The following is a 12,144-nucleotide window of genomic DNA, read 5'->3' as shown; positions in this document are numbered from 1 at the left end:
TTTGTTTCCTAATTAGTTTTAAGCTAAAATGAAACAATGTCAAGCTAGATAGATAAGGTCAGCCATTTATGCCAAATAACACCGAGAGCAAACAAACGCGTGGTCGCCCAAGTGTTCCTGAGGCCATTCTTAAAGAAAAAATCATGAATGCGGCGCTAGATTCGCTACTCGAAGATGGATACCAACTAACCAGTATTGATAACGTGGCTAAGCGAGCAGGCGTCGCCAAAAAAACCATCTATCGATTTATTGAAAATCGCGAAGCGCTCGTAGAAAGAGTGGTTCTTAGCTGGACGGATAGCTTTGTCCCTCTCTTTGAACAAACCGCTACCACTCGGGATGAATTATTTCACTTGTTGCAAAATAACTTAGAACTCATTGGCAAAACCGTCCTTTCCCAAAAAGCCGTTGGGCTATATCGCTTGTTGCAAACTGAATTCTTACATAAAGACGTGTTACTCGAAAAATATCAACAAAATGGAATTGAACGTAGTCGTCAATTACTGACTCAATGGTTAGCTCACCACGCTCAAGAAAAAATCATCGCACACCATGATTTTACGATTATCAGTGACCTTATCCTATCCATGGCTATTGCTGAACCATTGAGACAAATTTCGTTGGGGCTTTCCTCCGCAGGGTTAACTTCACCATTGAAGCAACGAATCCAGCATGTCATCGATTTTTGCCGCTCGATAACTTAGAGAAAAACAACCAAATAAATTTTCATGCTCTATACTTTCATTAACATTCATCAAGCCTGTTCAATGAAAAAGGCAGCTGGAGCGAAAAATGAAAATATCTATTCTTGGCGCTACGGGTTTTGTTGGTAAAGCATTGGTCTCGGAAGCATTAATGCGCCAACATCAAGTCACTGCGATTTCTCGCCACAGTAATCAGCTTCCACAACATGCTCATTTAATTGCTGAATCTGGCGATATCTTAGATGTGCCATGGCTAACATCTCGACTTAAAGGTCAAGATGCGGTGATCAGCGCATTTAATGGTGGTTGGAGTAATCCTAATCTGTACAGTGATACTGTTGCAGGCAATAATGCCATTTTAGAGGCTGTTAAAAAGGCAGGCGTAAAACGGTTTGTCGTGGTAGGTGGCGCGGGAAGCCTAGAAATTGCTCCTGATGTCTTACTATTAGATTCACCTGATTTTCCTGCTAACATCCGACCTGGCGCTCAAGCCGTGAAAGAGTTTAAAACCACATTGGAATCTATTGATACGTTAGATTGGACCTTTGTCTCGCCTGCTGCAATGCTTGAAGCAGGTGCAAGAACAGAAACCTTTCGTCTCGGTGGTAAACAATTATTAATGAATGGCAATACACCGGCAAAAATATCAGTGCAAGATTTAGCCGTTGCTATATTAGATGAAGTGGAGCATCCACAGTTTATACGCCAGCAATTTACAGCAGCATATTAGCGGTCAAAAGGTGGATAGCGAATAAATCATGACAAAATGTATCAATTTATTTGGTAAGCATTAAAACCAATTAAATTATTAATCCCAATAAAATGGGTATATTCGCGTAAGGATAAATATAGTGACTTACTCGTAATAGAACAATTTAAGATTATTATTATTTAAATAAAGTAAAATTTGGTAACCATTATAAATGAGACTTAAGTATTACTCATTCACAGTGAGACAAGCGTTTTATTTAACCTTGAATGTTATAATGCGACACTCACGTTATGATAATTAAAAGCCATTCATTAAGCCGGAAGAAACCATCTATATTAGTAAAATAGATAGATAACCTCTTCCGGTTAGATGATTAGAGTCATGGTGTCTCTTTTAAAAATTGTATTGAAATAAAAAATTCATTCATTCCTAAGTTTTATTTTACTTTTATATAAACGATTTAAAAAACTCTAACTCACTGAGATAGTTAGTGAATTGTACTACGGACTCCACTATTTACATTCACGACACCGTATAAAAATGATGCAGGTTCTAGGTTAAATAAATACGCGAACTGAAAAAGAGAATCAACATCAATGCAGCTTTCACCACTTTCGAAACGATTCATCTCATCCTCAGAAATACCTATTAGATCGGCCGCTTGCTGAAGGCTCATTTTATGGCTTTCTCTTTGCATGCGGATTTTGATCCCTAGTTTTTTTGCAATTTCACTTTCATTCATAAATGCTCCTTTTACTATAGATTGAATATCAATTATGAGGGCAAGTAAATTATCATTACGTCAATTTTAATTAATTGACCTGAATTAATAAAATATGACATACATCACGTCACTTAATGACACTCATAAATAGATATGTTTCATTTAAACCTGTAATTGGTTGATTTAAAATACAAATAAAACCAATAATCCTTGTAATATAAAAATAAAATCGTGATATTAATCACATCAAATTCAGATTAATACCTGTGTATATTTACTTATTTAACTCATCAAATAATGAGCTTCATCTTTAATTACTCATTTAATGATAGTCAATTACATTGCTTATATTACAAAATCACAAAAACAATGATCAAGGATTATCTTCACTTTTTTCCAATAATGACAGATTACGTTTATACACTTAAATGTACTCTTATATTTAAATCATCAAGTAATGACATATTTACTTAAACCAGAAGTAATAGAATAATAATAACCGACTAAACCCTCTATCACTATCAGAATAAAATTTTATCATTTACTTAACCTTTCAACATTAATCAAAGAATTCTTAAAAAAATGCATATTGATGAATAATAATTGAATTTCTTACTCACATCCTGAATCGAGTAACCTTTTGAATATTTAGTTTAATTTTATTTATAATTTAACCACTTTTGTTCTCTGTATGTGAATATTCTTTTCTTTGCATAACAGCTGATTTAACAAAAAATGCGTTATGTGCAATCAAAAATTCAGCATAGTCTTAAGTCTGCTGTCAGTTTAATAAGCCAACTTTCCCTGCATTTAGTGGGCTCTTCTGTAATTAAAACTTACCTAACTTCACATTGCTTATAAAAAAGTTGTCAGTAGACATGCTATCCTACATTCCATTACGATGATTTTTATCTAAATTTAATGCTCAGATTTGGCGCTTAAAATAACGCCTGTTGCAAAAGTGACTGGAAAGGTAACCATGCTACAAGAAAGTGTTATCAGGGAAATCATTCTCTGGATCGAACAAAATTTAGAGTCGCGACTCTCTCTCGATACTGTTGCTGATAAATCTGGGTACACTAAATGGCACTTTCAACGATTATTTAAAACCCAAACAGGTCTCGCATTAGGTGCCTACATTCGTGCCCGTCGTTTATCTTGCTCCGCAGTAGCTCTACGTTTAACTAACGATAGCATCATGGATATTTCACTTCGCTATCGCTTTGACTCACAACAAACCTTTTGCCGCGCATTTAAAAAGCAGTTTGGCGTAACTCCCTCAGAGTACCGAAAACGAACAGGCTGGCATATCGAAGGTTTTCGGCTGCCATTACGTGAAAGTAAAGAACTTGAAGCCCATGTGCAATTGGTTGAGTTAAAAGACATTCATTTAGTTGGTATGACTCATCGTTATACTCAAGGTATTAATGAATGGAATTTAAAAACTGAGGAATTACGACGTCAGTATTGGAAAAACTTTTTAGATAAAAATAAGCTTGTAGCCCAAAATTTGTATGCTATCCATGGCGTTGACACAACTTCTGATGAAGAAGGTCGCTTTCTCTATTCCACGGCATTTGAAGAAAATGCTCTTGAAGTCATACCGCCATTGACTAAAAAACTCATGGTTCCCGCAGGGAATTACTTGCAGATTAAATTTAAAGGCAGCCTTCAAGGTACTGACTATAATGACATTATCTATACTGTTTATGGAAAAGTGCTGGCAGAAATGGACATCGCCCGAGGTTTAGGGGCTGATATTGAACACTATGCGTTAAAATCAGCGCCGACTTATGAGGATTTTGTTAGCTACCCTCATGATTACATCCAAGAACTTAATTACTATATTCCTGTTATCGTATAGAAAATCATAATCTATTTGACTAACAACCCGTTTTTACACGGGTTGTTAATTTAATGATGCATCACTAAGTCGATTAGAACGTCACGTTTAATTTCCCCCAGAACGTTCTACCTGGCTCATTAACAGGGCTATTGGATGAGTACCCAAACCCACTATTTCCCGCCAAGTTCAAATGCTCGCTGTAGGTTTTATCAAAGAGATTATCGACACCTGTGCTTAATTTCATATTTTCATTGATACGATACGCTGCATTCATCGAAAAGACGGTGAACCCAGCACTTTCACTAAAGTCTTTACCGACGACGTTACCTTCATTGATTGCAACTCGATCCTGACGGCTAACCATACGAACTAACCCAGTCGTCGTCCAATCCCCCTTTTCCCATGTTAAACCTAACCGGCTTTCCAAAGGTGGCATTTGAGGCAACGCACGCCCATCCGTTCTATTTCTCCCCCATGAGTATGCAAGGCTAGCATCCGCTTTCCATTCATCACTCAATTGGTAAGCCACGCCCATCTCACCGCCCATGATCATGGCATTAACGTTCTCGACTTGGCTCATTCTGGCGTTTGTTGGACTATAACGGAATAAAATAAAGTCATCCACACGACCTATATAAGCAGAGACCCATGCATTAGCTTTCTCATCGCTGTATTTAGCGCCGATATCTAGCTGAGTTGTTTTTTCTGTTTTGACGTTATCAAAAACATTTTTGTCACCATTGGGTCCCATTTTAGGTGAGAAGAGCTCCCAATAATCAGGGAATCTTTCCGTATATCCCACGCCGGCATACAACATCACCGGGGTCTTCGGTAAGGCATGCTCATAACGAACAAAACCTGCTGGCATAACGGTATTACGACCTGAAGAGCCCACTCCAGTATAATTATCAACCAGCACTCGGTCTAAACGCCCACCCCCGATCACTTTACCTTGCTCACTCGCGACCCAAGTCACTTCACTAAAGAGACCATAGTCTTGGAATTCAGCGTCTTTTTTCCAGCGATTATTGTTATTTTTTCGGTGCTTATTGGTTTGCATGTCAGCGCCAGCGCGCAGTTCATAGTCGCTCCACAACCACGTCCCCATCACGCGGCCTCCCATGGTTTCACGATCAACACGCATTTTCATTGGCATGTTCATCATCATTCCATGACCGCCATGCCCACCTCCCATGTGTCCACCACCTGAACCCATACCACTTGTTGGGCTACGTAATGAATAGTTATCCATAATATGGTCTGCGTAGTTGTAATAGACATTCCCTTCGACTTTATCGAGCACATCACCAATGTTGCTCTTTTCAAAACGCAGCCCTAAGCTTTCGCGTTTAAATTGGGAGCCATCCATTCCACGCCCTGCATAGCGTGCTTCACCATCGCCTTTCCCTGCAGAAAGTTCGAGTAGCGTATACTCATCAGGAGTCCAACCCACGGCGACATCTGCGTTCCATTTATCCCATTTCGATGGCACTTTATCCCCATTTCCATCCTTATAGTCATCAGAACGAGATTTATTGCCAATCAGACGCACATAACCCTTTTCATTTCCTAAGCTAATATCCGCGTTGCCATCCCAACGGTGGTTTGATGCGGTTAACGCACTGGCATTGCCTTGAATCCCCGCCGCTGTAAAAATAGGTTTTTCACGTTCAAAGCGCACCGTACCTGCAGAGTTTCCAGGTCCCCATAAAACTGTTTGTGGTCCTTTCACCATGGTTAGCAAATCGAAGTTTTCTGGAGAAATATAGGATGTAGGTGCATCCATACGAGAAGGACACGCACCCAACATTTCACTGTCATTTGTCATAATTTTAAGGCGAGAGCCAAACATACCTCGGAAAACAGGGTCACCATTCGTGCCACCATTACGAATTTGAGAAAAGCCGGGGATAGTTTTCAAATAGTCAGAACCATCACTCGCAGGTACGGGCTGTCTTGGTGTTTTTGGCGAGGTTGAAATCATTAAGGGTGAATCCACAGGCGCAGTCACAATCATCACAGAACTATTACTGATAGACGATTGTTTCTCTTCTTCTTTTGCAAAAGTCGATGTGGAAGTGATAGCCGTGACCACCAATACTGCGACAGGTGAAAATTTATAATTCATTGAGTTCATTTTTTGCCTATTTTTATCTGTTTCTGGCCGCTTTTAATTCAATGTACACGTCATCATTAGCTATTTTTTGGCAATAGCTTAACCTCCTGAAAATGAAGCTCAAATTTCAGGATCGGTAACGTGACTTTATGCATTGAAAGCAAAAGCAGTTTTAAATTACGTTAAATAAAGAAATGAAAAATTAATAAGCAGTAGGTGGAGCACGAGCTAAATGTAATGACCACGGACGAAAAAGTCGTAATTGGATACAACGTTCGAAAGGAATAAAGATGGTGAGTGTCGCTAATTGGCGAATTATCGCAGCAACAAATAGAACTAAAAATGGGAAGTGAACTAATAACTGGCAATAACCACAAGCAATATCTTCCATAGGTGATTGCCCGACCCCCGTCATCAGCATGTGATTCATTGCACCACTGTCTTCACAACCTTCAGCCAACGGCATTTCATGATGCTGATGCATCGAATGCTCGGCCATTTCCCCCTGCCTCACCGTGCAACTGTTCATCTGTGACATTGATTTTGAAATCAATGGTGCAACAAATAACATCGCAATAGCGAGTAAAGCAAGATAAGCGGCAAATTGTCGAATAACGTGACGTAAATGCAACGGTTTTCCGGTATTTCACAACCAATAGATGGGCGCAGATTGTATCTTAATTGGAGGTCTATTGTTATTATTTTTTGCCATTATTGTTAAGGCGAAACAGAGCTCTCAATTCATATGAAAAAACTAACTTCACCGAGTTAAGAACTGCCCTCTAAGCATCCGTTAGTTTTTATCTATATGTCATCCAACTCGTTATTTACTTACCGACACACCACCGTCCACATACAATGCCCACCCTGTCATGAAGCATGCTGCCCCACAGATCGCAGCCATATCCGTATTAAGTGGCATAATCCGCAGTACAACCCTAAAGAAAAATGCCAACCCGTATCACTGATTGGCATTTCTCGATCTGACCAAACATTGAACATCGTTAATCATCGATGCCCAAGTGCTTCATTACTTTCCTTCTGGCGCATCTTTCTTCTCATGCAACATCATTAAAGATTGCTCGATACTTTTCTCAATAATGCCTCGGCGCTGATCATTTTCAGGCAGTAGCTTTAACATCATTTGCCAAGCGGAAATCGCTTCAGGGTAACGTGCTTGCTCAAATGCATTGAAAGCAAACAAGCTCAACGCTTTGACGTTAGTCCGGTTTTTAGTAATCAGCTTTTTGAGCAATTCATTGCCTTCTTGGTTATCACTTTGATCAGAAGAACGGGTTAATACCTCAGCATAACCAAGCGCTACGGCATCATCGTCTGGTGATAAACGATAAGCACGACCATAAGCATCGGTTGCCATGGTGGCATTACCTAGCACCATCCCGATACGCCCTAACATCACCCACCCTTCAATATTTTGCGGGTCTTCCTGTAAACGCGTACGCAGCCCAAGAGCCAAACGCTCCATTTCTTCATTATTCAGGGGAAGCTCATTGGCATTTAACGCTCTATCTAACAGCGCTGGTGCTTGCTGGTAAGCGATATTCCAATCTTTAACCTTACTGTAGTTGCCGACTTGGTAATATGCGGCTCCTGCCACACCCAGCGCAATCACGATACCCGGAAGGTATACCCAAGCGCTCGCACGGCTAGCTTCCGGTAATAATGCATCATCGTCATCAGACTGAGCAACTTGACTGGCTCTCACGCGTTTTTTAGAGCGCGCATAAATCAGCCATCCCCCCACCCCGATAGCAACGAAAGGTAATCCCCATAACATCACAGTCAGCGGTGTTAAGGGTGGGTTATATGTCACAAAATAGCCATAACGAGCCACCATATAATCGATGATTTCATCACGACTTTTCCCCTCTTGCATCAGCTCATACACTTTCTGACGCAAGTCGAGTGCTATCATTGAATTCGAGTCTGCAATACTGTTGTTTTGGCATTTTGGACAACGCAACTCTTCCGTCAATTTACGAAATTGTTGCTCTTGCTGCTCATTCTCGAAAGTGAACACTTCCGTAGACGCGAAACTGACGCCAGCACTCAATGCCCACATCATCAAGGCAATCACGTATTTCATTGAGTTGCCTCCTTGCTATAACGGTCCCACAATGGCTTCAATTCGTTTTGCCAAACGCGCTCATCAACCGCGCCAGCATGGCGATAACGAATAATGCCTTGCCCATCAATTAAAAAGGTCTCTGGCGCACCGTACACACCCAAATCAAGCCCAAGCATACCTTGCCCATCGAATAAACTTAGCGCGTAAGGGTTACCCAATTCACGCAGCCAAACAATGGCCTTTTGGCGATCATCTTTGTAATTTAATCCCACAACACGAATACCCTGTGATGCTAGTTGGTTCAAATACTGGTGCTCAGCACGGCACGTTGGGCACCATGTTGCCCAAACGTTCAATAAAATTGGCTGTCCTTGAATAAGGGCTTTTGTGTCATATTCTTGTCCCGGATTCTCCAAAGACTCCAAACGGAACACTGGCACGGGTTTGCCAATTAAAGCCGATTCTAGCAAACGAGGGTCATCCCCTTCTGCATTACGCACCAATTGCCACAACAGCACGGCTGCAATCGCCGCAAAAATAACAAAAGGAATTAAAAATACTTTGCGATTCATACAGATTCCCCTTGTAACTTGCGACGACGATAACGCGGATCAAACAGGCAACACAATGCGCCCACTGCCATTAGAACGCCACCAGACCAAATCCAACGAACAAATGGTTTATAGTACAAGCGTAATGTCCACACATTCGGAGAAATCTCTTCCCCCAGCGCTGCATACAGGTCACGAGTAAAGCCACCATCGATAGCCGCTTCCGTCATCACTGCACGGCTAGTGCTGTAAAAACGTTTCTCTGGGTGTAATGTCGTCAGCACTTTGTCATTTTCTTTTACGGTGATGGTACCAATCACGCCTTGGTAGTTTGGACCATCCGCTTCATGTACCCCGTTGAATACGAAGGTATATGCACGAATAGCAATGCTATCGTCCGGCTTCATTTTCACATCACGTTCAATACTGTAATTTTGACTAAAGGCGATACCCACGATGGTCACTGCCAAACCAAGGTGTGCCAGAACCATTCCCCAATAACTGGAAGTCAATTTGATTTTTTTACTGATGCGCACTTTCATTTCGGCAAAAGCCAAAATCACAATCCAGCATGCCATCATCAAGCCCAATACTGTCAGCGCTTCCACTCTGTCTTGCATTAACCAAGGCAGCAGGAAAGAGAGAATTAGCGTAAGCACTAATGCAATTATCAACAATTTACGGATAGCCGCTGGGCGGTCACGACCCCAACGTACTAGTGGTCCAATACCTAATAACAAGGCAAATGGCACCATTAACGCGATAAACATAGTGTTGAAGAACGGCTCACCAATCGAAATCGTCCCCAAGCCAATTTGCTTATGGACCAACGGCAGTAACGTCCCTAACAACACCACCAGCATTGCTGCTGTTAGAATCACGTTATTTCCCAGTAACAGGGACTCCCGAGACCATAATGCGTTATTGACCTTAGAACGCACTTTATGACCCCGTATCGCGAATACTAATAGCGAACCGCCAATCACTAGCACCATAAAGGCGAGAATAAACAACCCACGAGCAGGATCGGAAGCGAAGGCATGCACCGAGACCAAGACGCCTGAGCGGACTAAGAACGTGCCGAGTAAACAGAGGGAGAAGGCAAAGATTGACAGTAACAATGACCACGCTTTAAAAGTGGCTCTCTGCTCTGTCACTGACAATGAGTGAATCAAAGCCGTACCGACTAACCATGGCATGAATGAGGCGTTCTCTACCGGATCCCAGAACCACCAGCCCCCCCAGCCTAATTCGTAATAGGCCCATGCGGAGCCCAACATAATACCCAGCGTTAAGAAGAACCATGCGGCTAATGTCCAAGGGCGAGCAAAACGCGTAAAAGAGCTATCTAAACGCCCGCTGAGTAACGCTGCTATCGCAAAGGCAAAGGCCACTGAGAAGCCGACATATCCCATATACAGTAGCGGAGGATGGAAAATTAACCCAGGATCTTGCAACAGAGGATTTAAGTCACGCCCTTCTATTGGGAATGCGGGTAACGTCCGCGAAAATGGGTTTGAGGTAAAAATAATGAATAGCAAGAAACCGACACTGACCATCCCCATAATGGCCAGCACTCGCGCCACAATATCGAGAGGCATACGGTAACTGCACAGCGCCACCGCGAATGTCCAGCCGCTCATTAATAATACCCATAGCAGCAGAGATCCTTCATGGGCACCCCATGTGGCAGCGACTCGATACCAAATTGGCAATTGCGTGTTGGAGTTATTAGCCACATAAGTGACAGAGAAGTCATTCACCACAAAGGCATTAACCAGAACTAAAAATGCCCCTGCGAGACAAAGAAATAGCAACCATGCTAATGGTCTAGATGCTGCCATTAAGCGGGTATCATTACGTGACACCCCCCATAATGGATAAAAAGAAAGTAATACGGCGATCCCTAATGATAAACACAGCAGGATATTACCAATCTCTGGGATCATGATGCATTGTCCTTATACATTGCAGCAGGACGTTTATGGTTTTCTTGCATAGCTTGCTCAACCTCTGGCGGCGTATAGTTTTCATCGTGTTTCGCTAACACTTCTTTCGCCATCACATGGTTATTCGGCTCTAACTCGCCTTGAACAACGACGCCTTGTCCTTCCTTAAATAAGTCAGGCAAGATACCGTCATAGCTCACATCAATTTCAGCTTCTGCATCATACACAGTAAAAGTCACTTTCAGGGAATCAGGGTCACGCACAACAGAGCCTGGCATCACCATGCCACCAACCCGCAAACGCTGCCCAACTTCAGGTACCTTATGGGTTTCCCGTTTACCATAAATCACTTCGCCTGGAGTATAAAACAGGTCAATACTGGAACTTAAAGCGTATAACACCAATGAAAATGTAAGCCCAACACCTAAAATAATCGATGATACTAACCACAATCGGTTACGGCGACGAATATTCACATCCCCTCCCTGCGCGCTCTGGCGGCTTTTTGTCTTGCTTCACGCGCTTGTTGCTGAACAATTGCGTTAAAAATCATTTTTCGTTGAATGTAGGTATGGATACACAGCGCCACTAACGGCAAAAGGGTTAGCGCAACGGCTAACCAGACATAAAATCCATAACCACCCATGGCGATGAAATCTCCCCAAGAGGCAAAAGCACTATTCATGGTGGTTTCCTCGCTTCATGACTAATTCCAGTACCCAAGGTCGATTTCGTTCTAATATTAACAGTTGGCTACGCAAACGAATTAGCGTTAATGAAATAAACAGGAATAAATATCCTAAAATAGCTAAACGCAATGGTGTACGCATCGCAGGATTAATGCTTTCTTGCATACGCGTAGAAGGTTGATGCAACGTTTGCCACCATTCCACGGAGTAGTGAATAATCGGTAAATTAATCACGCCAATTAACACTAAAATTGCCGCCGCTTTCCCCGCGGTACGGCGATCATCAAAGGCATGCCATAAGGCAATCACCCCGACATAGAGAAATAATAAGATCAATTCAGACGTCAAGCGTGCATCCCATACCCACCAAGCCCCCCACATCGGTTTTCCCCATGTGGCTCCCGTGACTAATGCGATAAAGGTAAATACAGCACCAACAGGTGCCATGGCGGCAATCGCTAACTCCGAAATTTTCATCTGCCACACAAGCCCCACAAAGGCGGTAATCGCCATTGTGGCATAAATGCCCATTGACCACATTGCAGCAGGGACGTGAATATACATGATCCGGTAGCTATCACTCTGTGTTTTGTCGGTTGGTGCAAAACCAAAGCCCCAAACCCAGCCGACAGCCAGAAAGATCACACTTAACACAATAAACCATGGAGCAAGCCGCCCACATAATCGATATAGGTTCATTGGAATCGCTAATTGGTGAAGCTTTTTCCACATAGTTTAATAGCCCCGATTTGTCTCGCAAAAAT

At 42.2% G+C, this 12,144-nt stretch carries 12 protein-coding genes; 3 read left to right on the top strand and 9 right to left on the bottom strand.

What is annotated here, in order from left to right; all coding sequences use genetic code 11:
* The first annotated feature begins 68 nt into the window (after positions 1-68).
* Together PR795_RS07875 and PR795_RS07870 are read left to right on the top strand one after the other, a co-directional pair.
* Positions 69-704, top strand: a complete 636-nt coding sequence (locus PR795_RS07875) for a TetR/AcrR family transcriptional regulator (protein ID WP_036975185.1) — start codon at positions 69-71, stop codon at positions 702-704.
* Positions 705-792: 88 nt separating this feature from the next.
* Positions 793-1,434, top strand: a complete 642-nt coding sequence (locus PR795_RS07870; protein WP_181480131.1) for an NAD(P)-dependent oxidoreductase — start codon at positions 793-795, stop codon at positions 1,432-1,434.
* Between the two features lie 469 nt (positions 1,435-1,903).
* Here the strand turns inward: PR795_RS07870 and PR795_RS07865 are convergent, their stop codons facing one another.
* Positions 1,904-2,158 (bottom strand): helix-turn-helix domain-containing protein, encoded by a 255-nt coding sequence (locus tag PR795_RS07865; RefSeq protein WP_006660711.1) that lies wholly within the window; start codon positions 2,156-2,158, stop codon positions 1,904-1,906.
* Between the two features lie 961 nt (positions 2,159-3,119).
* Here PR795_RS07865 and PR795_RS07860 point away from each other — a divergent pair.
* Positions 3,120-4,004, top strand: a complete 885-nt coding sequence (locus tag PR795_RS07860; RefSeq protein WP_006661122.1) for a helix-turn-helix domain-containing protein — start codon at positions 3,120-3,122, stop codon at positions 4,002-4,004.
* Between the two features lie 73 nt (positions 4,005-4,077).
* Here PR795_RS07860 and PR795_RS07855 read toward each other — a convergent pair whose 3' ends face one another.
* The 8 genes from PR795_RS07855 to PR795_RS07820 all read right to left on the bottom strand — a co-directional run bounded on the left by PR795_RS07855 (position 4,078) and on the right by PR795_RS07820 (position 12,112).
* A complete protein-coding gene (locus PR795_RS07855) occupies positions 4,078-6,123 on the bottom strand; it encodes a TonB-dependent copper receptor (RefSeq protein ID WP_181480132.1) in 2,046 nt (681 codons plus the stop codon).
* 181 nt (positions 6,124-6,304) lie between these two features.
* Positions 6,305-6,733 (bottom strand): DUF2946 domain-containing protein, encoded by a 429-nt coding sequence (locus tag PR795_RS07850; RefSeq protein WP_036968177.1) that lies wholly within the window; start codon positions 6,731-6,733, stop codon positions 6,305-6,307.
* Between the two features lie 399 nt (positions 6,734-7,132).
* Positions 7,133-8,209 carry a cytochrome c-type biogenesis protein CcmH gene (locus PR795_RS07845; protein ID WP_181480133.1) on the bottom strand — a complete coding sequence of 359 codons (1,077 nt, stop codon included), beginning with the start codon at positions 8,207-8,209 and terminating at the stop codon, positions 7,133-7,135.
* Positions 8,206-8,763, bottom strand: a complete 558-nt coding sequence (dsbE, locus tag PR795_RS07840) for a thiol:disulfide interchange protein DsbE (RefSeq protein ID WP_006660706.1) — start codon at positions 8,761-8,763, stop codon at positions 8,206-8,208. The genes PR795_RS07845 and dsbE overlap by 4 nt, the downstream gene beginning before the upstream one ends.
* Positions 8,760-10,691, bottom strand: coding sequence for a heme lyase CcmF/NrfE family subunit (locus PR795_RS07835; protein ID WP_006660705.1), 1,932 nt, complete (start codon positions 10,689-10,691; stop codon positions 8,760-8,762). Before PR795_RS07835 ends, dsbE begins: the two co-directional genes overlap by 4 nt.
* Positions 10,688-11,167, bottom strand: coding sequence for a cytochrome c maturation protein CcmE (gene ccmE / locus PR795_RS07830; RefSeq protein ID WP_006661119.1), 480 nt, complete (start codon positions 11,165-11,167; stop codon positions 10,688-10,690). Before ccmE ends, PR795_RS07835 begins: the two co-directional genes overlap by 4 nt.
* A complete protein-coding gene (gene ccmD, locus PR795_RS07825) occupies positions 11,164-11,376 on the bottom strand; it encodes a heme exporter protein CcmD (protein WP_006661118.1) in 213 nt (70 codons plus the stop codon). Before ccmD ends, ccmE begins: the two co-directional genes overlap by 4 nt.
* Positions 11,369-12,112, bottom strand: a complete 744-nt coding sequence (locus PR795_RS07820; protein WP_006660701.1) for a heme ABC transporter permease — start codon at positions 12,110-12,112, stop codon at positions 11,369-11,371. Before PR795_RS07820 ends, ccmD begins: the two co-directional genes overlap by 8 nt.
* Positions 12,113-12,144 lie beyond the last annotated feature (32 nt).

The sequence above is a fragment of the Providencia sp. PROV209 genome, from assembly GCF_028479485.1.
Classification (GTDB): Bacteria; Pseudomonadota; Gammaproteobacteria; order Enterobacterales; family Enterobacteriaceae; genus Providencia; species Providencia alcalifaciens.
Note: the sequence above shows the minus strand (reverse complement) of the source record. Positions and strands in the feature narration are given on the sequence as shown.